Below are 23,229 nucleotides of genomic sequence, written 5' to 3'. Positions count from 1 at the left end.
CATGAGCCAGCTCTTCCAATACCCCGATGACGAGGAACGCGAAGCCGCCAGCGCCGCCAAGGTGCGGGCCCTGGAGGCACTGCTGATCGAGAAAGGCGTGATCGGCAGCGATTCGGTCGATAGCGTGCTTGCCCACTTCGAGACCGTGGCCGGGCCGTTCAACGGCGCGCAGATCGTTGCGCGCGCCTGGGTCGACCCTGCCTTCAAGGCGCGCCTGCTTGCCGATACGCCGGCGGCGATCGCGGAACTGGACCTGCCGGCCGGCATGGCCGGGGCCGAAGGCGAGCATATGGCCGCGGTCGCCAACGCGCCCGGCGTGCACAACCTCGTCATCTGCACCTTGTGCTCGTGCTATCCGTGGCCGGTGCTCGGCCTGCCGCCCTACTGGTACAAGGATCCGGTCTTCCGCGCGCGGGGTGTGCGCGAACCGCGCGCCGTGCTGCGCGAGTTCGGCGTCGAGGTGCCGGCGCAGACCCGGGTCCAGGTGTGGGACAGCAGCGCGCAGATCCGCTGGTTCGTGATACCCGAGCGGCCCGCCGGCACGGCGCACCTCGACGAGGCGCAGCTGGCGGCGCTGGTCACGCCCGAAGCGATGATGGGGGTCGCGCTGGTCGCGCCGCCAGTCGCGGCACCAGCGGCTTCAGCGGCGGCGTCCATGTCATCCACGTAAGCCACGCAGGGGCGCGTCATGTTTACACGCTTCGAGGAGTACGCCGCCGCATCGATGCTCGGCGATACCGATTCGCCGCCACGGCTCGACGGCAAGCTGCTGTTTGCCAACCGCTGGGAGCGCGACGTGTTTGGCCTGGCATTGTCGTTGTCGAAGGCGGGCTGCTTCGAGTGGGAAGACTTCCGCCAGGCGCTGATCGGTGCCATTGGAAGGTGGGAAGCGCAGGCGGCCGTCGCGGGCGCAGCAGCATGCGCGGACCAGCCGCGCTGGGACTACTACGAGCGCTTTCTCGAAGCCCTGCTGGAGGTGGTCGCCGCCAGCCAGACGCTGACGTCCGACGAGTTGAGGTCGGTTCTGCGCACGCGGCGGTCGGCGCCAGCGGACGCCTAGCGCCGGCACGCTGCGGTTATGCTACGCGTCTGTCGCCGGTGCCGCCGCGGCCATGCCGGGGCGGCGGTCCGCGGCACCCGGCTGTGGTCGCCGGGCCGTACGGGGGCGGCGGCGAGGCGGGCCATATGTGCGGTCATATGTGCGGTCATATGTGCGGTCATATGTGCGGTCATATGTGCGGCCACATGGTCGACCCCACGCTCGACCCCATGCTCGGCCGCGTGTGCGGCGACGGCATCGGTCAACTACCACTTTCTGAAACGAGTATGCGCCTATCCGCGCCAGATTCCGCTTCTACCCCTGCCCTCGCCGCCGGCCGGCGCGCCCTGATCGCACGAATCTTCGACGACGTCGACGCCGACGTACGCCAGAAGACCACCGCGCTATTCGTCCTGGTGATGGTGGCCAATGCCGGCGCCTGGCTGTGGGCGTGGACCATGTTTCGTGATGCGCCGTCGCTGCTGGCCTCGGCCCTGCTGGCCTATACCCTTGGTCTGCGCCATGCGGTGGACGCCGACCATATCGCCGCCATCGACAATGTCACGCGCAAGCTCATGCAGGAGGGGCGCCGGCCGATCTCGGTCGGGTTCTTCTTCTCGCTCGGCCATTCGACGGTGGTGGTATGGATGTCGCTCGGCATCGCCCTGGCGGTTTCCGCGCTGCAATCGCGCGTGATGGCATGGAAGGAGGTCGGCAGCCTGATCAGCACGAGCGTATCGGTGCTGTTCCTGCTGGGCCTGGCGTGGCTCAACTTCCGCATCTTCCTCTCCGCGTGGCGGCAATTCCGTGCCGCCCGGCGCACGGCGCCGCAGGTGCCGGACAGGCCCGACGGGCCCGCCCCGTCAGCCATGGTTGCCGGCGGCCTGATGACGCGGCTGCTGGCGCCGCTGCTACGCCTGACGCGGCGCAGCTGGCACCTGTATCCGGTGGGCCTGCTGTTCGGCCTCGGTTTCGACACCGCGACGGAAGTGGCGCTGTTCGGCATGTCCGCCGCGGAAACCACGCGCGGCGTGCCGTTCTGGGCGGTCATGGTGTTCCCCGCGCTGTTCGCGGCCGGCATGTCGCTGGTCGATACGGTCGACGGCTTCCTGATGATTCGCGCCTACGGCTGGGCGTTCCAGGACCCCGCGCGCAAGCTCTGGTACAACATGCTGATCACATCGGTGTCGGTGATCGTTGCAGTCGCGATCGCCGGCATCGAGTCCGCCGGCCTGCTGGCGGACAAGCTCGACATGCATGGCGGACTGTGGGATGCGATCGGCTCGCTGAACGCGCGGCTCGGCACCCTCGGTTACGGCATCGTGGGCGTGTTTGCCGTCGGCTGGGGCGCCTCGGTGGTGATCTATCGCATGCGCCAGAAGCGCATTGTCCAGCCGGAAACCGGCACCCCCTGACGATGAAGCAGATCAAGATCGGCATGATCGTATTCCCCGGATTCCAGTTGCTGGATATCGCGGGACCGCGCGACGCCTTTTCGGAGGTGGCCGTACTGAGCGGCGGCGCGCAGCAGTACGAGATCCTCACGGTCGGCACCACGCGCGGCAGCGTCCAGTCGTCGAGCGGGTTGACGGTGGTACCCGATCGCACCATCTTCGACCCATGCCCCGACTTCGATACGGTCATCGTGCCGGGCGGGCCGGGCATCTTCCAGGCCTACGACGATCCCGCCCTGTCGTCGTGGCTGCGTACGCACCACCGGCAAGCGCGACGCATTGCCGCCATCTGCAACGGCGTCTTCGCGCTGGGCGCGGCCGGCCTGATCGACCGCCGCACCGTCACCACGCACTGGATGGATGTGCCGCGGCTGGCCGAGACCTTTCCGTGCACGCGCATCGAGCCGGATTTCATCTACGCGAAGGACGGCAAGATCTACACCACCGCGGGCGTTACCGCCGGCATCGATCTTGCGCTGGTGCTGATCGAGGAGGACTTCGGCCGGCAGCGCGCGCTCGACGTTGCCAAGTACCTGGTGGTGTACCTGCGCCGCGCCGGTGGCCAGTCGCAGTTCAGCCCCCTGCTGGAATCGCTGGCGTTGCCGGAATCGCAGTCGGCCAGGATCCAGCAGCACCTGCTCGACAATATTCATCTGCCGCATTCGGTCGCCACGCTGGCCGCGCGCGTCAACATGAGCCCGCGCAATCTTACGCGGGTCTTCACGCGTGACTGCGGCATCGGCCCGATGGCGTTCCTCACCCACGCACGTCTCGACGCCGCGCGCCGCTTGCTGGAAACCACCGATATGCCGATCCGCGAAGTGGCGCGCCGTTGCGGCTTCGAGAGCGTGGACGCCATGCGGCGAGTGTTTCAGAAGCGCCTCCAGATCCATCCCGCGGAATATCGCGACCGCTTCCTGTCGATCAATTCGCTTGGCACGCGCAAGCGGGCCTAGCGGGAAGGGGCCGGCACGGTGGGCGCCGCGGCCAGCCTCCTCAGCCGGCCTCCTCAGCCGGCCTCCTCCGCCGGACGCCGCACGCCGCCGCACGCCGCCGCGCTTCGGTCGGTCACGCTTCAGTCGGTCACGCTTCAGTCGGTCACACTTCGGTCGCTCACACTTCGGTCGCTCACACTTCGGTCGCTCACACTTCCGCCGGCCGCAATAAAGCGCAGCACGCCGGCCTGGCGCGCCGTGCCGCCGGTGTCGTTCGGATGATGGATGCCATCCGCGACCGGCACCTCGGCAAAATCGAACGGACTGACGCCGTCGAGGCAGGCCACGTTCACGCCGTACAGGTTGGGGTCCGAGCGCCGGCGCAAATGGGTGGCGATACCGCAGCGCGAGCAGAAGAAGTGCTGCGCCGCGCCGGTATGGAAGCGGTAGCAGGACAGCAGTGCCTCGCCCTGCAGGATCTCGATACCGCCCGCTTCCACTGCGACCACCACGGCACCGCGCATACGGCAGTAGGAGCAGTTGCAACGGCGGATCGAGCGAAAGCCATCGCGCAGAGTCACCGCAAAGCGCACCGCGCCGCAATGGCACTGGCCGTTCCAATGCGTCTTGTCTTCCAGGGTCCGGTCTTCCATCATCATGCGATGTCTCCTCGTTGCATCCAGCCTGCCATGGCGGCGGTGTGACCCGCGGCACCCGCGCCGCTCACCAGCCCAGGCACACCGCGCCGGCCACGACCACCATGCAGGCGATCCAGCGCGCTACGCTGACCCGCTCGCGCAGGCAGACCCGGCCAATCAGCACCGCGAACACCACGCTGGTCTCGCGCAGGGCCGACACCGCGCCCATCGCCCCCGACGCCAGCGCCCAGATCACGATGCCGTACGCGGCAATCGAGACCAGCCCGCCGACCAGCGAGACGCCAATCGACAGGGGTGCGGTCCGCACCGGCAGCCACAGCGCCGGCAAGCCGCGCCGCGCCACAAACAGGACCGGCATCAGCCAGTAGAACAGGAACATCGACGCGGTATAGGCCAGCGACTGTCCGCCCGACAAGCGCACGCCGATGCCGTCGATCACGGTGTAGAGCGCAATGGTCGCGCCGGTCGTCAGCGCCGCGAACGCGCCGGCGCGCGACACCTGCCGCCCCTGCAGCGCGATGGCGAGAATGCCCGCCGATACCAGCACCACGCCGAGTGCGCGCAACGGCCCGATCGCCTCGTGCGCGAACAGTGCGGCCCCCAGCGTCACGAGCAGCGGCGACGACCCGCGCGCGATCGGATAGGCCAGCGCCAGGTCATTGCGCCGATACGACTGCACCAGGCTCACGTTGTAGGCGATATGGACGAGCCCGGACGCCACGATATAGGGCCATGACGCGCGGGCCGGCAGCGGGCCGGCCACGACCACCAGCGTGGCCACGGCCGCGATGGCGATGCTCATCCATGTCATCGAGAGAAAGCGGTCGCGATGGCCGTGCAGCATCGCGTTCCAGCCCGCATGGAGCAACGCCGCCAGCAGCACGGCGAATAGCGCAAGACGAACCAGACCGCCGGTGTCACTGAACATTGAGGGCGCTGCGCGCGGAAAAGGCCGATAAATGAACTAACGGCGAGGATATCTAACTTGTAGCGGCGGGACAAACCAGATAAATTGCCGCTTTTACGTTAGAAAATCTAACCCACGTGAAACGAGCGTTACCCCCGCTCAACGCCTTGCGCGCGTTCGAGGCTGCCGGCCGGCTCGGCAGCTTCAAGGACGCTGCCGCCGCATTGCACGTCACGCATGGCGCCGTGAGCCAGCAGGTGCGTCTGCTGGAGGCGTGGCTGGGCGCCGCGCTGTTCGAACGGCATCACCGGCGCGTTACCCTCACGCCAGCGGCCAGGGCCTATCTGCAGGAAATCGGGCCGCTGTTCGAGCAGCTGGCGCAAGCCACGGCGCGCTATGGTGTGCCGGCGCCGGTCTCGCGCACCTTGTCCGTCAATGCACCGGCAACCTTTACCTTGCGCTGGCTGGTACCGCGGCTGGCGAACTTCCGGGCCGCGCATCCCGATATCGAGGTCACGGTCGACACCTCGAACGAGCCGCTGGACAGCCTGAAAGACGACTACGACGTGATCATCCGCGGCGGACCCGATACGTTCTACGGCTTCACGATGCGGCCGTTCCTGTCGGAGGAGCGCTTGCCGGTGTGCAGTCCCGCGCTGTTGCAACGCCTGCCGCTGCGCGCGCCGGGCGATTTGCGCCAGCACACGCTGCTGCATACCTCGAGCCTGCCGCGGCTGTGGCCCGACTGGCTGGCCAGCGCGCAAGTACCGGAACTCAGACCGGCTGCCACCCTGACCTTCGACCACTTCTACCTGACGCTGCAGGCCGCGATCGATGGCATCGGCATCGCCATGGGCCCGACCGCCCTGGTGGCCGACGATCTCGCCGGCGGGCGGCTCGTCACGCCGTTCGCGGCGCCCCGCCTGCCCTCGCGCAGTTACTGCAGCTATGTGGCGGACGGCGGCGCCAGCCATGAACTGGTGGCATTGTTCCGCGCATGGCTGGAAAGCGAAGGGGGTGTCCGTAGTGCCGTGCTAGCATCGACGCATCCGTCGATTGCCCGACCGCACCCATGACCACGCTCTACGCAACGCTGGGCGTACCGCCCGATGCCACGCTGGACGAGATCAAGCTCGCCTACCGCCGCGCCGCCATGAAATGGCATCCGGACCGCAACCCTGGCCGCGAAGCCGAGGCCCATGCGGCCTTCCAGCAGCTTCGCGATGCCTACGCGATTCTTTCGGACCCGGCGCAACGCCAGGTCTACGACGAGGTCTTCGAGCGCGAGATGCGACGCTGGGAGGCCGAGCACGCCGCACAGGAAGCGGAAGCACGCGAGGCCCAGGAAGCCGCGCGGCGCGAGGCGCAGGCGCACTACGAGCAGATGGTGGCCATCGCCATGCGTTTTGCCGACGAGGGCCATGGCCGCGACGTGCTGTTCGGCGTGCTGCTTGGCAAGGCATGCGAGCCGGCCCTCGCCGGGCGCATCGCGGACAGCGTCCGCGCCCTGCACGAATCGCGCAGGGCGATGGCCGAACCGGACGCCGATACCGCATCGCCCCCGGCTGCCACGGCCGGCGGCGACGGGGACGGCGGGCGCGCCGCCAGACCCGCCAACGCGTTCGAGACGTTCTGGCACGGTCTGTTCGGCTTCCGTTAGCCAGCCTCGCCGGAGCGGGCGCTGCGCAGCCACTCGCGCGCCGCATCGAGGGTCGAGAGGCCCTCCTTGCGGACCCGGTGGTCCAGCATGGTCACCGTGGCGTTGCCCAGCGACAGCGCCTGCAATATCGCGAGCGTGTCGGGGCGGATCAGCGGCATCGCATCGCGCCGCACGATCAGCGTGGCATCGTCCATGCCGCCGAGCAAACCCTTGGGTTCTTCCAACGCGCGAATCCGGTAGCGATGGTGCAGGTACTGCGGATGCCAGAGCGGTACGACCACCCAGCGGCCTGCCGCCACGGCGCGCTCGTAGCCATCGAAGCAGTCCGCTTCACTGCCGGTCTCGAAGTGATAGCCCGCGCGATCGAGGCCGTACTCGCGCACCATGGCGGCCGAGAAGCGGCTGATGCCGGCACCCGGGTTGATGCCCTGGATGCGGCGTTCCATGCGCGCCAGCACCGCGTCGGCAAGCAGGTCCGAGACCGTGCGTACGGCATCCTCCGGCACATAGTCCGGCACGCCCCAGATGCAGTACGGGCGGTAGAGCACGCCGAGCCGCTGCGTGATCGCTTCATGCGGCGCGAGATAGCGCGCATGACTCGCCGGCAGCCATGCCGAGGCCAGCAGGTCCACTTCGCCGCGCCCCAGCAGTTCGAACATGGCCTCGTGCGGCGCGGTGCGCAGGGTGACGGCGTGGCCGTCGCGCTCGAGAATGGCTTGCACCACGCCGGCGCTGGCGGCGTGAAAGGAAAGATCGATATAGCCCAGGCGGATGGGGCGGGACATGGCAACGGCTCCTGAGGAGTTGGGATCGGGGCCATGTTGGCGCCAACCCCACGTGCCGGAAAGCGCCGCCGCCGATAAACACTTTCCGCCAAACGCCGAAAATCGCCGTGTCACCGTGCCGGACGTGGGCCGGCAACAGGATGGAGGCGTCCGTCCGCATGCGCGATGCACGGCGACGCGCCGCGCCGTCGGCGAGCGCGGGCCGACGAAATATCAAGGGATTGAAAATCGGGGGCGGGGCGGTTGCGGGATGCGTCCCGACCCTAGAATGGTTGCAATGACCGATGCAACTTTCTCCCGCACGATCGTGCCGACCCCGTCCTCCCTGTCCTCCCTGTCCTCCCTGGCGTTGGTGTCGCCCCTGCCGCCCGCGCGCCCTCACACCGCCGCGGCAGCGTCGGTCGCCGGGTCCGTGGATCGGCTTGCCGCTTCGGTGGCGCGGCTTGAACTGCTTCATTCGGTGCGCAGCACCACGCGCGAAGCCGAGAAGCGCGCGCGCATGATGAGCCGGTCGGGAAGCGGGTCGTTCCAGCGATGCCTGGCCCGCATCTACGATCGCTGGATCGACACCTTTGCCCATCGCGAGCGCGTCATTGCCATTGCGAGCGCGGTCGAGGCGGGCGTCCTGACCGACGATCATGTGCGCATCGGCGCCGAGACCCTGGCCAGTGTCCATGATCGTCGTCTGCACGACCTCTACTGGGCCACGGTACGGCGCTGGCGCCAGTCGCGGCGCACGCGCGCGCATCCCTGATGCCTGTCACCCCGCGAACATCGGCTCCGGCATGCCTTTCACACCGAGTCCGCGGATCGCGAACAGCGCGCCCGCCAGCGGTTCGCGTGCCCGGTCGCGCGCCTCCAGGAACACTGTGCCTGACGTCACGTACATGACGTCGAGATCCGCGCCACCGAACGCGCACATGGTGGGATGCGTGACCGGTACCGGAATGAAGCGGTCGAGCCGGCCCACGGGATCGAAGCGGCCAATGGCGCCGCCGCCGATCAGCGCGCCCCAGTAGTAGCCCTCGGCATCGAAGGTTGCGCCATCCACGCGCCAGGGCAGGTACGAGGTATCGAGAAAGCGCGTTTTCTCGCGGATTTCGCCGCTGTCCATGTCGAGCTGGTAGCGCCACATGACGTCGCCGCGGCTGTCGCCGAAGATCATGGTCTCGTCGTCCGGGCTGAACGCCATGCCGTTGGCGACGATAAAGCCGGTATCCATGGTGCGGCAGGCGAGATCGGCGTCGAGCCGGAACAGGCTGCCACCGGGGTGCTCGTTGCCGGGATCGCGCGAACCGCACCAGTAGCGGCCACGCCGGTCGCAGCGGCCATCGTTGAGCCGGTTGTCCGGCCGCTCGGGCTCGGGATCGACGATCAACGCGTGCTGGCCAGCGTCCAGGTCGAGCCGGTGAAAGCCCGTCTGCAGCGCGGCGACGATGCCGCCGTCGCGTGCAAACACGAACGAGCCGATATTGGCCGGCATCCTCCACGTGGTGACCGCACCGTCGGCCTCCAGACGATTGAGCGAGGGCGCGCGCGTATCGACCCAGTACAGGCGCTGTTCCACCGGATGCCAGACCGGCGTCTCGCCCACGATGTTGCCGCACCTGGCGACCACCTCGATCTCGTGGTGATGCTTCTTCATCGCGGCTTACTCCGGTTTGATGTCCATCTTCTTCGCCTGCGCGATCTGCGCGGCAAACGAGTCCATCGCCAGCCTGGTGAACGCGGTCTGGTCGCGGTACGTGATCTGCTGCTGCAGCACACCCATCTGTGCGCGGAACGACTCGGACTTGATGGTCTTGTCGCACAGCTCGCCCAGGCGCGTCTGCACCTCCCTGCTCACGCCCTTGGGCACGAACACGCCGACCTGCGCCGGGTCCAGCGACGGCAGGCCCGCCTCCTTGAGCGTGGGCGCATCGACGCCGGCGACGCGCTCGTCCGACACCACGCCGAGAATGCGTATCGGCTTGCCCCGGCCGCCGTTGAGCGTGCCGATGGCAAAGTCGAGCCGCTTGGCCATCAGTTCCGGATAGATCGGCGCCTCGCCCTTGTACGGTACTTCCACCGCCTGCAGTTGCAGCGTATCGAGCAGGTTGCGGCCAACCATATTGCCGAGGCTGTTCGGGCCGAAATGGCCATAGCTGAGCTTGCCTGGCCTCGCCTTGATGTCGGACATCAGCTGCTGGATGGTCCGGTACGGCGAGTCCGCCGGCACCATGACCGTAAATACGTTGTCGTAGACCTTGCAGATGTACTGAAAGTCGTTGGCCGAATAGCCCGGATTGCGCATGGTGTAGCTGACCGCGGCAATCGGCGTGATCGGGCCGAAGCCGATCGTATAGCCGTCCGGACGGGCCCGCGCGACCTGCTGCGCGCCGATCATGCCCGAGGCTCCGTCACGGTTCATCACGACGAAGCTGCCGCCCGAAACCTCCGAGATCGAGCGGGCGAACGCGCGCGCGGTGGCATCGATGATGCCGCCCGCCGCCCAGCCGACCAGGACCTGCACGGGCTGCTCGGGATAGGTCTGCGCGCGCACGGGTTGCGTTGCGAGGGCGCCCGCGAGCGCGGCGCATGCGAACACGGGAAAGCAGGATTTGAAGCGGTTCTTGGTATGCACTATGGTCTCCTCCGTTGCTGATTCGAACAGGAATACGACTGCGAAACGACGACAACGCCACTGCCAGACGACGGCTCAGATTCCGCTGTTGCCGACGGTCAGCCCGCCGCACACATACAGCACCTGGCCGGTAATGAACGAGGCCTGCTCCGAGGCAAAAAAGCCCACCGCGTGCGCCACGTCACGCGGCTCGCCGATGCGCTTGACCGGAATGCCGGCGACGATCGCACGCGTGGCGGGACTGTCGGGCGGATTCGAGCGCGCGAACAGCTCCGTGTTGATCGGTCCCGGCCCCACCGCGTTGACGGTAATGCCGTGCTGCCCCAGCTCGAGCGCCCAGGTGCGCGTCAGGCTGATCAGCCCGGTCTTGGTGGCGCCGTAGATCGAACGACCCTCCTTGCCCAACGCCGCGCGGCTGGTGATATTGACGATACGGCCCCAGCCGGCACGCTTCATCGCCGGCAACGCAGCCTGTGCGCACTGCAGCGCTGCCCGCAGATTGGTATGGGTCAGCCGCTCGAACGCCTCCAGCGTGACCTGCTCCAGCCGCAACGGCCCGCCCACGGCCGCGTTGTTGATCACGCAGACGATCTCGTCCCGCGCGGTCACGCGTGCAAGCGCGTCGGTCAGTGCGGCGGCATCCGACAGGTCCACCTGCACATGTCGCGCGCCGTCGACAGCGACCGCTGGCGCCTCGCGATCGAGGTTGATCACGGCCATGCCGGCCGCGCTCAGCGTGCGCACGATCTCGGCACCGATCCCCCGGCTGCCGCCCGTGACGAGCGCGGTGCGGCCGCGCGCGTGGTGTCCCGTGGTGGTCATGTAGCGGTCTCCTTCATGTAGCGGTCTCCTTCATGTGCCGGCGTCATGGCGCCGGCTGGTCTTCGAGCCGCGCCAGGCGCTCGTACAGCGCGGCCGCATCGCCGGCATAGCCACCGTAAGCGAGGCAGTCGAGAAACTTGGCACGAACCGCGCCGGCGTCGAGCGGGTGCTGCGCATGACCACTCGCGCGGTGCACCGCCTTCGTGCGCACGCTGCCATCCTTGCCGAACAGCGTCACGCGGTCTTCGTGCGCGGCCCCGGGCGTCTCGGCGTCATAGCGGTCGTCGGGCACGATCGCCACGCGGCGCATCAGCGCCTGGATATCGGCACGCTGCACGCAGGCATCGGTGAGCTCCAGCAGGCCGACCTTGCCGCTGACCAGCGCGCAGGCCATCGCGAACTGCATGCTGAATTTGGCGGCGAGCGCGGTTTGCGGCTGCGCATTGCGCAGCGCCAGCGCGTGCTCCTTGCTGAGCGTCACCTCGACACGTTCGACCGCATCGGGCGCCACCGGCTGCTCCCGCACCAGCGCCAGCACGGCATCGAGCGCGCGGTGGGTGTAGTAGCAAGTCGGGTACTTCTTCAGGTTGACGCGACGCGCCGCCAGCTGCCAGGTCTTGCCGAGCCCGTCGGCGGCGCGGTCCGTGTCGACCGCGCCCTGGGGGGACACCGCCATCAGGAACCCGCGCGGATGCTCGAGCGCATCGGGCGATGCGGTAAAACCCACCGCCGCCAGCTGCGCGGCCACCACACCGGCCTGCGCGGCGCGCCCAACGTGGAACGACTTCGACATCGCGCCAAAGTTGGACATCAGCCCGGCGCTCTGGCTCGCGGCAAGGCCCAGCGCGTGCGCCGCCTGGCCCGCGTCGAGCCGATACAGCACCGCCGCGGCGGCCGCCGCGCCAATCGCGCCGAAGATGCCGGTCGGATGCCAGCCCTTCATCTGGTGGAAGCCCGCCTCGCGATCGACTAGCTCCGCCCAGACTTCATAGCCCGCCACATAGGCATCGATCATGGCCGCGCCGGACGCCTGCCGCGCGTCCGCAATGGCGAGAATCGCGGGCATCAGCACCGCGCTCGGATGGCCGCGCAGGCACGAGTCGTCATAGTCGAGCACATGGGCGGCAATGCCGTTCAGCATCGCCGCGTCGGTGACGCTGGCGCGCCGCCCGGACAGCCACAGGCGCGACGGTGCGGATAACGATGGCAAGGGCGAGGGCGCCACCGACGGAAACACCCGCAGCGCGAGCGTCACTGCCTCATCCCCGCTGCCCGCCACCATGCAGCCGATGCAGTCGATCATGCCGTCCTTGGCCGCCTCGCGCACTGCAGCCGGCACACCGTTCGCCACCACATCCGCCAAAAAATGGCCAAGCTCCTGCGTCAGCCCTTGCGTTACTGCCATCGCTCTCCCTTTATCCGTTGTCACATCATCACCGCGCCGCCGTTGATGTCGATGGTGGCGCCGGTGATAAAGCCGGCCGCCTCGCTGGCGAGGAATGTCACCAGCGCGCCCACCTCCTCCGGCTTGCCCATGCGTCCGACCGGAATGCTCGCCACCATGCGCGCCTGCACCTCCGGCGCGGAGCCGCTCGTCATCGGTGTCTCGATCCGACCCGGCGCCAGCGCATTGACCGTGATGCCGTGCGCGGCAAAGTCCCGGGCCAGCGAGCGCGTGAAACCCAGCATGCCGGACTTGGTCGTGACGTAATGGATCGCCGCCACCCCGCCCGGCGAGCGGCCGCCCTTGGACGAGATATTGACGATGCGCCCCCACCGCTGCCGGACCATGCCAGGCAGCACCAGCTGGCTCAGGCGGAACGGCGCGGTGATGTTTACCTTCATCACGAGGTCCCACTCGTCGAGCGACATGTCGATGGTCTCGACGCGCTTGCCGTTGCGCTTGGGCGAAATCCCCGCGTTGTTGACCAGGATCGCCACGCGCGCCCATGCTTCCCCTAGCCGCTGCGGCAACTGGCCGATCTGCGCGTCCTGCGAGAGATCGATCTCGATACCGCTGGCGCGGATGCCCGCCGCCCGCAAGCGCGCCACTGCCTCGTCCAGTGCGCCGCGCTGGATATCGAGCAGGACCACTTCGTGCCCCGCCCGCCCGAGCGCCTCGGCAATCGCATGGCCGATGCCCATGGCGGCACCGGTGACGATGGCGACCTTGCCTTCCATATTGACCGCGCTTTGCATTCAGACTCCCTTCGTGGTCATGCCGGTCAGATCGGCCACCTCGCCGATACCGTCCCGCCGCGTCGACAGGTGCGCCTCGAAGCCAGCCTCGGCGCGCTTCCTGAGCCAGTAGCCGTAGCTCGGCGGCACCTTGGCGTAGACCTCGTCGGCCCCGAGCTTGACGGCCGCGTCGAGGACCCAATGCGGGTTATGCAGCAGCTCGCGGCCCACGCCGATCAGGTCCGCGCGCGCGTCCTGCAGCACGGCCTCGGCCTGATCCGCGTGCATGATGAGACCGACGGCCATGGTGAGGATGCCGGCATCGCGGCGAATCCGTTCCGCGTAGGGGACCTGATAACCAAAGCCCTGCGGCGTGGCGTGCGCCACCACCGACTGCGGCGTCATGCCGCCACTGCTGCAGTCCACCACGTCGACACCATGTTCCTTGAGCGCGCGTGCCAGCACGACGCTGTCGTCGAGGCTCCAGCCATCCTCGTCGACAGCCGAGGTGCGATAGAACAGCGGCATGTCGGCGGGCAAGGCGCTGCGCACCGCGTCCACCACCTCGATCACGAAGCGCATGCGGTTCTCCAGCGAGCCGCCGTATTCGTCGTCGCGCCGGTTCGCGGCGGGCGACAGGAACTGGTGCAGCAGGTAGCCGTGCGCGCCGTGGATTTCCACCACGTCGAAGCCGGCCCGCACCGCGCGCCGGGCTGCCTGCTCCCACGCCGCCACCTGCGCCCCGATATCGGTCTTCGACATCGCCGTCGGCACCGACGCGCGCGGACTGTGCGCGATGGCACTCGGGCCGATGATCTCCCACGGCTCGCCATGGTCGACCCCAGGACACTGGTCCATCGGCGCGCGTCCCTCCCAGGGCAGCGTATTGCGCGCCTTGCGGCCCGAGTGGCCGAGCTGGATGCCGGCCACCGCGCCGTAGCGGTGCAGCAGCGCCGTCACCCGCTGCATGCCTTCGATAAAGTCGTCCTTCCACAAGCCAAGGTCATTGGGCGTGGTGCAGCCGCGCGGATCGACCTTGGTCGACTCCATGAAGACCAGTCCGACCCCGCCGATCGCGTACTTCGCGAGATGGGCGAGATGCCAGTCGTTGATGTAGCCATGCGTGGCCGAGTAAGTCAGCATCGGCGGCAGCACGATGCGGTTTCTCAACCGTACCCCGCGCAAGGTCAGCGGCGAGAACAACAGCGGATGGGGTGTCATCATGGCTTCACTCGTCCTGCGCGGCGTCCGCCGCGAGCCGTGGCAGCAACTCGGCCGTGTGAGCACCGAGGGTGGGGGCGCCAAGCCGGTACGGCGGCCGCTCGCCGTCGAACGTGAGCGGCAGGCCCACGGTCGGGAAGGCGCCCTCGGGCCCCTGCTGGATCATGCCCAGCGCTTGCGTCTGCGCGTTCTGCACCACCTGCTCGATGGTCTGCACCGGCGCGTTGGGTACGCCGGCCTCGTCCAGCACGGCGGCGAAGGCCGCGGCATCGAACCGCGCCGCAAAGGCCTCGATCAGCGGAATCAGTGCCGCCTGGTTGCGCACGCGGCCCGCGTTGGTGCGGAAGCGTTCATCGGTGGCCAGGTCCGCGCGGCCCATCACCCTGGCCAGCTTGGCAAACAGCCCGTCGTTGCCGGCCCCCACCACGACCCAGCCGTCGGTGGTGCGAAACGCCTGGTACGGCACGATGCCGGCGGCCCCGGAGCCTTGTGGCAACTGCGGCTTGCCGCTCATCTGCTGGCGACAGATCGGCGTGGCGGTCCAGGCCAGCGCGGTCTCGAACAGCGACGTGCGGATATGGCTGCCGAGGCCGGTGCGACGTCGCTCGATCAGGGCGCCCATCACGCCGATCGCGCCCCACATGCCCGAGCCCATGTCGATGATCGACACGCCCACGCGAATCGGCGGCCGCTCGGCGCTCTCGCCGGTGATGCTCATCATGCCGCCGTACGCCTGCATCAGCGGGTCGTAGCCGGGCTTGCTCGCGAGCGGGCCTTCGTGGCCGAACGCGCCGATTTCGCAGTAGATCAGCGCGGGATTCTCCGCGCGCAGGCCGACCGGGCCCACGCCCAGCGCTTCGGCCGCGCCCGCGCGCATATTGCAGATCACGACGTCCGCGCTCTCGATGATCATCTCGCGCAGCGCATCGCGCTGTTGCGGGTCCTGCAGGTCGACCGCCACGCTCTGCTTGTCGCGATTGAACGCGGTGAAATGCGGGCCCGATCCTTCATGGAACGGTGGCCCCCAGCCGCGCGCGGCATCGCCGCCGCGCGGGTTCTCGACCTTGATCAGTTCGGCGCCGAGCGACGCCAGGATAAATCCCGTGTATGGCGCCGCGACGCTATGTCCGAGCTCGACGACCGTATAGCCGGCGAGCGGTTGCGGATGTGTCATGTCCTCTCCTGTCTGGTGCCGTGATGGGTACCCGGGCGTGTACCGTGGTGGATGCGGTGCGTCATGCCGATGGCTTCTCCCCAGCGCGCGCGAGCAGCTGGCGGGCGCGCTCGGCCACAGGCCTGTCGACCATGAGGTTCTCGAATTTCACCGCGCCCATGCCGCGCGCCAGTCCGGCCTGGTAGGCCGCGACGAGCTCGCGCGCACGCGCCAGCTCGGCCGGCGACGGACCGAAGGCCGCGTTGAGCAGCGGCACCTGCGCCGGATGCACGCACGTGGCACACGCAAAGCCGAGGCTGCGCGAGCGCTTGAGCATGGCGCGGTAGCCATCGTGGTCGGCCAGCGCGGAAACGCCGGCGAGCGTGCCCACCGGCAGGATGCCGGCGGCGCGCGCCGCGTGCAGGCCCAGCATCTTGGCGACATAAAGCGTGTCCGCGCCCGGCTCCGCGTGCAGGTCGGTGGCGAGGTCCTCGCCGCCGATCGCGAGGCCGACCATGCGTGGATGCGCGCGGGCGATGGCCGGCAGTTTTTCCAGCGCGGGCGCGGACTCCACCAGTGCCAGCAGGCCGGTATGGCCCGCCGTCATGCCGAGCGCCTGCTCCCGCGCTTCGATCAGTTCGGCCAGCAACTGCAGATGCTCGGGTCCCATCACCTTGGGCACCACCAGCGCGCGCACGCCGGGCGCAACCGCCGCGCGGATATCCTCGACCGCGAGATCGAGCTCCCGGTTGATACGCACCAGCACATCGGCACCGGCCTGGCCGACGGTGGTCACCGCGCCGGACAGGGCCGCCCGCGCGGCCGGCTTGTCAGTCGGCGCCACGGCGTCCTCGAGGTCGAGAATGATGGCGTCGGCGCCGCGTGTATGGGCCTTGTCGACAAAGCGTTGGCCATTGGCGGGGCAGAACAGCAGCGAGCGCCATGCCGGCAGGGTTGCGGTACGCATCAGGCCGCTCCGAACGTGAACGTGCAGACCGCCGCTTCATTGCCGGCATCGTCGCTGGCCCACACGTCGAGCGTGTCCCCCGCCAGCGCGCCGCCCGATATCACCAGCTTGCCGCCCACGAACAGTGGCTTGACGAGCCGCGCGCTCAGGGAGACGAGCGGGCGGCCGGCGGCGCGCTTGAGCGCCTCGTCGATCGACAGGTGCAGCGTCAGCGCGCCGTTCATGACGCAGCCGGGGTACCCTTCCTCGTTACGCGCGTAGTCGGCGTCGTAGTGGATGCGATGGCCGTTCCAGGTGAGCGCCGAGTAGCGGAAGACGGTGACGGGATCCATGTCGATGGTTGCGCGCCACGCCGCTTCGCGCACTGGCGCCGCGGCCGTGGCAGCTTTCCCCGCGCCGGCCGCGCCCGCACCCTGGCCGGTTGCCGGCGGCGCATCCCGGTAGACCACTTCCTGCTGCTCGATCACCGCCGGCGTGCCCGCCACCGAGATCGTGTGACGCACCGTCAGGAACACCAGCGTGCCGCTGCGCCCCTGCTTCTGCTCGATGCGCGCGATCTCGGAGCGCTTGGTCGCGTGGTCGCCCACGCGCAGCACGCCGGGGAACGACACCTTGCGTCCGACGAACATGCGGCGCGGCAGCGGAATCGGCGGCAGGAAGTCGCCCTTGCGCGGATGGCCGTCGTGCCCGATCTGCGACCGGCGCGCGTTGGCGGTAAAGAACATCGAGTACCAATGCGGCGGAAGCGCGCTGCCGTGCCGGTAGTCGGTCTCGTCCTGGTCAAGCATGGCAGCCATGCGGCGCACGGCGGGCAGCGTGATCTCGTCGTCGACGGTGGTCGCGCGGCCAATCCATGCCGAGAACTCGGCCGCGAAGTCCTGCTCCTGGATCGTGGTCATGGCGTCTCCTCAGTACGAACGCGGCATGCCCAGCACGTGCTGGGCGATGTTGGCCAGGATCAGGTTGGTGGAAACCGGGGCGATGCGTGCCAGGCGCGCTTCGCGCCACTTGCGCTCGACGTGGTATTCGCGCGCAAAGCCAAAGCCACCATGCGTCTGCATGCAGGCCTCGGCCGCATTCCACAGGCATTCGGCGGCCAGGTAGCGCGCCATATTGGCTTCCGCGCCGCACGGTGCGCCGGCTGCGAACAGTGCCGTGGCCCGGCGCACCATCATGTCGGCCGCCTCCATCTGCACATGCGCCTGCGCAATCGGGAACTGGATGGCCTGGTTGGCGCCGATGGGGCGGCCGAACACCACGCGCTCGGACGCATAGGCCCTGGCCTTGCGCACGAACCAGCGCGTCGAGCCGATGGCTTCGGCCGCGGTGATCATGCGTTCGGCGTTCATGCCGTCGAGAATGTAGCGAAAGCCCTGCCCTTCTTCACCGACCAGCGCGTCGGCGGGTATGTCGAGGTCCTCGAAGAACACTTCCGTGGCATGGTGGTTGACCATCGCCTTGATCGGGCGGATGGTGAGGCCGCGGCCCAGCGCTGCGCGGATATCGATCAGGAACGTGGAGACCCCGTCCACCTTCTTCTTCACGTCGGCGGCGGGCGTGGTGCGCGCCAGCACGAGCATCAGGTCCGAATGCTCGGCCCGTGACGTCCACACTTTCTGGCCATTGAGGCGATACCCGGTGGCGGTCCGTTCCGCGCGCGTCTTCAACTGCGTGGTATCGGAGCCTGTGGTCGGCTCGGTCACGCCGAAGGCCTGCAGGCGCAGCCGGCCCGAGGCGATCTCGGGCAGATACTTGCGCTTCTGGGCTTCGCTGCCATGACGCAGCACCGTACCCATGATGTACATCTGCGCGTGGCCCGCGGCGGCATGGCAACCGGCCGCGCAGATCTCTTCCATGATGACGGCGGCGGCGCGCAGGGGCAGGCCCGAACCACCGTACGCTTCGGGAATCAGTGCGGCAAGAAAGCCTGCTTCGGTCAGGGCGGCGATGAAGTCGGTGGGATAGGCCCCGCGCTCGTCGAGCTCGAGCCAGTACTCGTCAGGGAAATCGGCACAGACGCGACGCACGGCGTCCCGGATCTCCGCGAAATCTTCGCCCAGCTGCATGGCGATGTTCTGCTGCGAGTTTGCCGACTCGCTCTTGGCGTTGGACATTCGATTCGTCTCCGTGGTTGATGAGAGGAATCGTAGCTGCCATTGTCCGGGCGTTGAACGTGTCGCCACACATATCAACTGGCTGATGGCACCAGGCCGAAGCGGGTCGATGCGCGCCGATGCCAGTGCATGGCGAGGTCCGCCGCGGTGCTGGCGATGGGCCCGACATGGCGACGGGCTACGACGTCTTGACGATCGCGTAGCCTGGCTGGCACACCTGCACGCGCGGACGCTCCGGCGTGCTGGCGGCACCCGGTGGAAAATGCCTGTCGATCGATTCGCGCAGCAGGTCCATCATGGCCTGCTGGAGCGCCTCGCGCTGCCAGCTGTGCACGCCGATGCCGATGGCGAGCGCCTGCCCGCCGAGGCTGGCGGGCAGGCGCGTGGCGATCACCGAGGAGCCCTGCGTCACCGAATCGACGCTGAAAGCAAACCCGGTGCGCCGGCACTCGTCGATCTCGCGCATCAGGGCCTTGCCGTCCACCGGCTCGGGAAAGTCGATCTCCATCGCCGAGACGTTGCGCACGATGCGCAGCACCTCGTCGTCGGCCATCGTGCTGAGCAGGACCTTGCCCACCGCGGAACGGCAGATCGGCCGCAGCAGCCCGGGCTTGAGACCCACGCGCGACGAGCGCGCCGACACGATGTGGATGTACTGCGCATGAATGCCGTTTTGCATCGCCAGCATCACCACATGGCCCGAGCGGCTCGCCAGGGTCTCCATGAACTCGAGCAGGTTGCCTTGCGCCAGCACCCGCTGGTGCACCCACATGCCGAGAAAGCTCACGCGCAGCGTCGGCTGGAACGTGCGGGTATGGCGGTCGTGATACAGGTAGCCGAGGTCGCTCAGTCCATGCAGCAGCACGGAAGTGCTCGACTGCGGATAGCCGAGCCGCTGCGCAACCTCGCCGACGGTCAGCGCGCGCTGCTCCACCGCAAACAGCTCCAGCACTTCCAGGCTGCGGTGAATCGAACCGACCGTCTTGCCGTATGGAAGTTCGGGCGCGACACGGGTCAGCGGAAAATCGTCTGCCGGATGGTCTGACTCCATGGGTGCGCCTCCTCGCTGATTGACTTACTCGACCTTCACGTTCGCGGTCTTGACGATCGCCGACCATTTCGCGATCTCGCTACGGATCATCGCGCCAAACGCGTCCGGCGACAGCGCGCCCGGTTCCACGCCCTGGCGCGCCAGATGCTCGCGGATCTCCGACGATGTCAGGGCTTCGTTGATCGCGGCGTTAAGCTTGCCGACGACCGCTGCCGGCGTGCCCTTCGGCGCGACGATGCCGTTCCAGCCGATGGCCTCGAAGCCGGGAATCGTCTCGGCGACGGCGGGCACATCCGGCAGTTGCGGAATGCGCTGCCGGGTCATGACGGCGATCGGTGCCACCTTCTTCGCGCCCAGCAGCTGCAGCGCCGGTTCAATGCTGCTGAAGGCAATCTCCACGTGGCCGCCCATCAGGTCGGTCAGCGCCGGCGAGCTGCCCTTGTACGGGATGTGCTTCATCTGCACGCCCGCCATGCTTTCCAGCAACTCGCCGCCAAGGTGGGCGGGACTGCCCTGCCCGTACGAGGCAAACGTGATCCTGCCCGGCCTGGCCTTGGCCGCGGCGAGCAGATCCGCCAGCGTCGCGTACGGCGTATCGAGATTGCGGATGATGATCAGCGGCACCTTGGCCACCAGCGCCACCGGCACGAAGTCGCGCTCGGTGTCGTAGGGCACGTTGTACAGCGAAGGGTTGATCGAGAACGAGCTGGCCACGTACAGCAGCGTCAGGCCGTCGGGCGCACGCCGCGCGACATCGGTCGAGGCCAGCATGGTATTGGCGCCGGGCTTGTTCTCGATCACCACCGGCTGCGACAGGATCTCCGCCACGCGCTTGCCGACCAGTCGCGCCAGGCCATCGGCCCCGCCGCCGGCGGGGTACGGCACCACCAGGCGGATGGGACGATCGTTGTCCGGCGCGGCGGCGCACGGTTGATGGATGAAGGCGCCGGCAAGGCCGGCAGCGAGAATGGCAGTCCTGAAAAACGCGCGCGTGCTCACGAGTGTGGTCTCCGTTGAATGATTGTGATCTCGCGAAATGCTAAGGCGCGCATGGCCCCGCTGAACAGCGTTGTCCCGCAGAGTTCAGCCCGCTGATATCTGCGCGCGGGCGCCTTGTCCGGGGAACGTGCAATGGCTAGCATCGTCGCGATCAACCTGGAGGAAGACCAACCGTGAGATTCATCAGCTTCCGGCGCGCGGGCGCCGATCACATCGGGATACAGCAGGGAGACGATGTCGTCGACCTGTCGGCGGCAACCGGTTGCACCGATCTCGGCGCCGCGCTGCGCAAGCTCGGCGCCGATGGCCTGCGGCGCGCGGCGGCGGCGGCGACACAGCGCCATGCGCTGCGCGAGATCGACGCGTATCGCCCGGCCGTGGCCGACCCCCAGCGCATCTTCTGCGTGGGTCTCAACTATGAGGAACACCGCGTGGAGGCCGGGCGCAACCGCACCGCGCACCCTACCATCTTCCTGCGGCTGCCATCGTCGCAGGTCGGGCACATGGCACCGATCGTGGTGCCGGCCGAAGCCGCCAACGGGCTCGACTTCGAAGGCGAGATCGCGCTCGTGATCGGCAAGTCGGGGCGTCGCATCGCGGAGCATGACGCGGCGCGTCATATCTTTGGCTTCTCCGCCTACAACGATGCTTCGGCACGCGACTGGCAGTCGCACTCGACGCAGTGGACCGCCGGCAAGAACTTTCCGGATACCGGTGCGTTTGGCCCGGCGCTGGTCGACACGGAAGACGTCGCGGCCGACGCCGTGCTGACGCTCGAGACGCGCCTCAACGGCGTAACCATGCAGCACGCCGACACCAGCATGATGATCTTTCCAATGCCCGAGCTCGTCGCCTACGTGTCCCGCTTCTGCGAACTGCTGCCGGGCGACGTGATCGTGACCGGCACCCCGGGCGGGGTCGGCTTCAAGCGCACGCCGCCGGTGCTGATGCATGCGGGCGACATCGTCGAGGTGGAGGTCGGCGGCGTGGGCCTGCTGCGCAATCCGGTCGCGCAGGAAGACTGAAGCCAACGTAGATCGCATTCTGGACATCGGCGAGCGGGCGCGTCCCTGCCTCGACAGGGCGCGCCATGGGTGGTCTCCTGGTGACGGCCGACGCACGGAACAGCGTGCGTGATGGCCCGGCGTTGCAGCTTGTATTCGCTATGCGAATAACTTACTCTGTCTGCAAATCAGCGTACGAGAATCCCCCAGATGCCGCAAGCCTCCATAACCCCCGGTCCGCGGGGGAAGCCAGGGAAGACGGAGAAGCCGGAGAAGCCGGAGAAGGACCGTCAGTTCGTGACGGCGCTGGCGCGCGGCATGCGCATCCTGCAATGCTTCGATACGTTCACGCCGGAGCTGAGCTGCTCGGAACTTGCCAGGAAAACGGGCCTGCCGCAGCCCACGGTCTGGCGGCTATGCCATACGCTGCAGGCGTGCGGGATGCTGGTGGCGGTCAATGGAGACCGGCTGCGGCCGGGCCTTGCGGTGCTGCAACTCGGCCACGCGGCGGTGGCGGGCCTCGATATTGTCGAGCTGGCCCGGCCCCGGATGCAGGCGCTCGCGTCGAGGCACGGCGCGGCGTGCGGACTCGCCATCCGCAGCGCATACAACATGGTGTTTGTCGAGCGCTGCGAGGGTGAGAGCCAGCTGATCATGAACCTGCGCGTGGGCTCCACCGTACCGCTGGCCACGTCGGCACTTGGCTGGGCCTATATCGCCGGGCAGCGCGGTGCCGCGCGGGCGCGGTTGCTGGCGGATCTGCGCGCGCACGATCCGGTGACCATGACCCGCATCGCGGCCGATCTCGAGGCGGCGCTGCGCGAGTACGACCGGCGCGGTTTTATCGTCAACGAAGGGGCGTTCCACAAGGCGTACACGACGGTCTCGGTGCCGATCATCGCGGCCGACGGGACAGTGCCGTAGGCCGCTCAATTGCGGCGCGGCCACCTCGGTGGTATCCGCCGCGGTGCAGCGACGGCTGATTGCGCCGGAGCTGGTGGCGCTGGCGAGTTCGCTGCAGAACGTGATGCGGCAGGGACAGCGCCCCGGCTAGCGAGGGCGGCGCGGGGGCGTGCCGGGTGCGACGGCGCCATCGCCATCGCCATCGCCATCGCCATCGCCATCGCCATCGCCATCGCCATCGCCATCGTCAGCGGCAGCGTCCGCTTCCGTCGCTTCCGCCGCGCGCCCCACCTTCCCCGTACCGCCGCGCAACTGCAGCAGCTCGACAAACGACACCAGCTTGCGCTTCTCGTTGGACAGCGTCTTGCGCGGCGACGCCGTGCCCGCCAACTGTCCCTTCTCGAACCTTGCAGCGGCACGCGCATCCTCGCGCGCGAACGTGCGCGCGGCGCGGGCTTCCGCCTTCAGGCGCTCGTCTTCGAGCCGCGCGGCACTGCGCTCCTCGCGCGCAATATCCTGTACCGCCGCCAGGATCTCGGCCTTGAGCCGCTGGCGCCGTTGCCGGGCAGCCGCCTGCGCGGCCTGCAATTGCTCTTTTCTCTGCCGCAGCCAGTCCTTCCGGTTGACCGGCACTGGCCTGGCCTCCGGCGGCACGCTCAGGCGCAGCGCCCGGCTGGTGGAAACCTTGTCGGCCAGCTCCATGCGCGGCGCGTCCTGCTTTGCCTTACTCACGCTGCATCATTCCCCCGGCATCT

General features: G+C 68.3%; 24 protein-coding genes and 1 pseudogene. 9 read left to right on the top strand and 16 right to left on the bottom strand.

The window, feature by feature from the left end; genetic code table 11:
* Nucleotide 1 precedes the first annotated feature (1 nt).
* The 4 genes from nthA (at nucleotide 2) to DFLDMN_RS20305 (ending at nucleotide 3,449) form a co-directional block, all read left to right on the top strand.
* Entirely contained in the window at nucleotides 2–670 is a 669-nt protein-coding gene (gene nthA, locus DFLDMN_RS20320) for a nitrile hydratase subunit alpha (protein ID WP_423199678.1), read from the top strand.
* Between the two features lie 18 nt (nucleotides 671–688).
* The gene (locus DFLDMN_RS20315; protein ID WP_423199677.1) at nucleotides 689–1,060 is read left to right on the top strand and encodes a nitrile hydratase accessory protein; all 372 of its coding nucleotides are present in this window, start codon (nucleotides 689–691) and stop codon (nucleotides 1,058–1,060) included.
* Between the two features lie 266 nt (nucleotides 1,061–1,326).
* A complete protein-coding gene (locus DFLDMN_RS20310) occupies nucleotides 1,327–2,454 on the top strand; it encodes a HoxN/HupN/NixA family nickel/cobalt transporter (protein WP_423199676.1) in 1,128 nt (375 codons plus the stop codon).
* Nucleotides 2,455–2,456: 2 nt separating this feature from the next.
* Nucleotides 2,457–3,449 (top strand): GlxA family transcriptional regulator, encoded by a 993-nt coding sequence (locus DFLDMN_RS20305; protein ID WP_423199675.1) that lies wholly within the window; start codon nucleotides 2,457–2,459, stop codon nucleotides 3,447–3,449.
* A gap of 134 nt (nucleotides 3,450–3,583) precedes the next feature.
* Here the strand turns inward: DFLDMN_RS20305 and DFLDMN_RS20300 are convergent, their stop codons facing one another.
* Both DFLDMN_RS20300 and DFLDMN_RS20295 read right to left on the bottom strand, forming a co-directional pair.
* On the bottom strand, nucleotides 3,584–4,087 hold the full coding sequence (locus DFLDMN_RS20300) for a GFA family protein (protein WP_423199674.1): 504 nt from the start codon (nucleotides 4,085–4,087) through the stop codon (nucleotides 3,584–3,586).
* 64 nt (nucleotides 4,088–4,151) lie between these two features.
* A complete protein-coding gene (locus tag DFLDMN_RS20295) occupies nucleotides 4,152–5,015 on the bottom strand; it encodes an EamA family transporter (RefSeq protein ID WP_423199673.1) in 864 nt (287 codons plus the stop codon).
* Between the two features lie 116 nt (nucleotides 5,016–5,131).
* Between DFLDMN_RS20295 and gcvA the strand changes: the two genes are divergently transcribed.
* A complete protein-coding gene (gene gcvA, locus DFLDMN_RS20290) occupies nucleotides 5,132–6,070 on the top strand; it encodes a transcriptional regulator GcvA (protein WP_423199672.1) in 939 nt (312 codons plus the stop codon).
* The gene (locus tag DFLDMN_RS20285) at nucleotides 6,067–6,654 is read left to right on the top strand and encodes a J domain-containing protein (protein WP_423199671.1); all 588 of its coding nucleotides are present in this window, start codon (nucleotides 6,067–6,069) and stop codon (nucleotides 6,652–6,654) included. Before gcvA ends, DFLDMN_RS20285 begins: the two co-directional genes overlap by 4 nt.
* Here the strand turns inward: DFLDMN_RS20285 and DFLDMN_RS20280 are convergent.
* Nucleotides 6,651–7,439, bottom strand: coding sequence for a glycine betaine ABC transporter substrate-binding protein (locus DFLDMN_RS20280; RefSeq protein WP_423199670.1), 789 nt, complete (start codon nucleotides 7,437–7,439; stop codon nucleotides 6,651–6,653). The genes DFLDMN_RS20285 and DFLDMN_RS20280 overlap by 4 nt on opposite strands.
* Before the next feature lie 277 nt (nucleotides 7,440–7,716).
* Here DFLDMN_RS20280 and DFLDMN_RS20275 point away from each other — a divergent pair, with 277 nt between their 5' ends.
* On the top strand, nucleotides 7,717–8,193 hold the full coding sequence (locus DFLDMN_RS20275) for a hypothetical protein (protein ID WP_423199669.1): 477 nt from the start codon (nucleotides 7,717–7,719) through the stop codon (nucleotides 8,191–8,193).
* A 6-nt stretch (nucleotides 8,194–8,199) separates the two neighbouring features.
* Here the strand turns inward: DFLDMN_RS20275 and DFLDMN_RS20270 are convergent, their stop codons facing one another.
* The 12 genes from DFLDMN_RS20270 to DFLDMN_RS20215 all read right to left on the bottom strand — a co-directional run bounded on the left by DFLDMN_RS20270 (nucleotide 8,200) and on the right by DFLDMN_RS20215 (nucleotide 20,567).
* Entirely contained in the window at nucleotides 8,200–9,084 is an 885-nt protein-coding gene (locus tag DFLDMN_RS20270; protein WP_423199668.1) for an SMP-30/gluconolactonase/LRE family protein, read from the bottom strand.
* Between the two features lie 6 nt (nucleotides 9,085–9,090).
* On the bottom strand, nucleotides 9,091–10,062 hold the full coding sequence (locus DFLDMN_RS20265; protein ID WP_423199667.1) for a tripartite tricarboxylate transporter substrate binding protein: 972 nt from the start codon (nucleotides 10,060–10,062) through the stop codon (nucleotides 9,091–9,093).
* Between the two features lie 75 nt (nucleotides 10,063–10,137).
* Nucleotides 10,138–10,884, bottom strand: a complete 747-nt coding sequence (locus tag DFLDMN_RS20260) for an SDR family NAD(P)-dependent oxidoreductase (protein ID WP_423199666.1) — start codon at nucleotides 10,882–10,884, stop codon at nucleotides 10,138–10,140.
* A gap of 43 nt (nucleotides 10,885–10,927) precedes the next feature.
* A complete protein-coding gene (locus tag DFLDMN_RS20255; RefSeq protein ID WP_423199665.1) occupies nucleotides 10,928–12,289 on the bottom strand; it encodes an MmgE/PrpD family protein in 1,362 nt (453 codons plus the stop codon).
* A 20-nt stretch (nucleotides 12,290–12,309) separates the two neighbouring features.
* Nucleotides 12,310–13,083: an SDR family NAD(P)-dependent oxidoreductase gene (locus DFLDMN_RS20250; protein WP_423199664.1), complete on the bottom strand. Its 774-nt coding sequence runs from the start codon at nucleotides 13,081–13,083 to the stop codon at nucleotides 12,310–12,312.
* Complete coding sequence (locus tag DFLDMN_RS20245) at nucleotides 13,084–14,286, bottom strand: NADH:flavin oxidoreductase/NADH oxidase (protein WP_423199663.1); 1,203 nt, start codon at nucleotides 14,284–14,286, stop codon at nucleotides 13,084–13,086. It lies immediately after the preceding gene.
* Nucleotides 14,287–14,290: 4 nt separating this feature from the next.
* Nucleotides 14,291–15,457, bottom strand: a complete 1,167-nt coding sequence (locus DFLDMN_RS20240; protein WP_423199662.1) for a CaiB/BaiF CoA transferase family protein — start codon at nucleotides 15,455–15,457, stop codon at nucleotides 14,291–14,293.
* A gap of 61 nt (nucleotides 15,458–15,518) precedes the next feature.
* Nucleotides 15,519–16,403: an HpcH/HpaI aldolase/citrate lyase family protein gene (locus tag DFLDMN_RS20235; RefSeq protein WP_423199661.1), complete on the bottom strand. Its 885-nt coding sequence runs from the start codon at nucleotides 16,401–16,403 to the stop codon at nucleotides 15,519–15,521.
* Nucleotides 16,403–17,302, bottom strand: a complete 900-nt coding sequence (locus DFLDMN_RS20230; protein WP_423199660.1) for an FAS1-like dehydratase domain-containing protein — start codon at nucleotides 17,300–17,302, stop codon at nucleotides 16,403–16,405. Before DFLDMN_RS20230 ends, DFLDMN_RS20235 begins: the two co-directional genes overlap by 1 nt.
* 9 nt (nucleotides 17,303–17,311) lie before the next feature.
* Nucleotides 17,312–18,469 carry an acyl-CoA dehydrogenase family protein gene (locus DFLDMN_RS20225; protein ID WP_423200520.1) on the bottom strand — a complete coding sequence of 386 codons (1,158 nt, stop codon included), beginning with the start codon at nucleotides 18,467–18,469 and terminating at the stop codon, nucleotides 17,312–17,314.
* Between the two features lie 226 nt (nucleotides 18,470–18,695).
* The gene (locus DFLDMN_RS20220; RefSeq protein ID WP_423199659.1) at nucleotides 18,696–19,568 is read right to left on the bottom strand and encodes an IclR family transcriptional regulator; all 873 of its coding nucleotides are present in this window, start codon (nucleotides 19,566–19,568) and stop codon (nucleotides 18,696–18,698) included.
* 24 nt (nucleotides 19,569–19,592) lie between these two features.
* Nucleotides 19,593–20,567: a tripartite tricarboxylate transporter substrate binding protein gene (locus DFLDMN_RS20215; RefSeq protein ID WP_423199658.1), complete on the bottom strand. Its 975-nt coding sequence runs from the start codon at nucleotides 20,565–20,567 to the stop codon at nucleotides 19,593–19,595.
* A 173-nt stretch (nucleotides 20,568–20,740) separates the two neighbouring features.
* Here DFLDMN_RS20215 and DFLDMN_RS20210 point away from each other — a divergent pair, with 173 nt between their 5' ends.
* The gene (locus DFLDMN_RS20210) at nucleotides 20,741–21,592 is read left to right on the top strand and encodes a fumarylacetoacetate hydrolase family protein (protein WP_423199657.1); all 852 of its coding nucleotides are present in this window, start codon (nucleotides 20,741–20,743) and stop codon (nucleotides 21,590–21,592) included.
* 189 nt (nucleotides 21,593–21,781) lie between these two features.
* Nucleotides 21,782–22,495, top strand: coding sequence for an IclR family transcriptional regulator (locus DFLDMN_RS20205; RefSeq protein ID WP_423199656.1), 714 nt, complete (start codon nucleotides 21,782–21,784; stop codon nucleotides 22,493–22,495).
* A 282-nt stretch (nucleotides 22,496–22,777) separates the two neighbouring features.
* On the opposite strand, the pseudogene DFLDMN_RS20200 reads toward DFLDMN_RS20205, so the two are convergent.
* Nucleotides 22,778–23,206: pseudogene (locus DFLDMN_RS20200) on the bottom strand (hypothetical protein); the annotation flags it as partial.
* Between the last annotated feature and the right edge of the window lie 23 nt (nucleotides 23,207–23,229).

Origin of the sequence: Cupriavidus sp. H19C3 (assembly GCF_049393815.1) — a bacterium.
Lineage (GTDB): Bacteria > Pseudomonadota > Gammaproteobacteria > Burkholderiales > Burkholderiaceae > Cupriavidus.
This window is presented reverse-complemented; position numbering and strand designations above follow the sequence as displayed.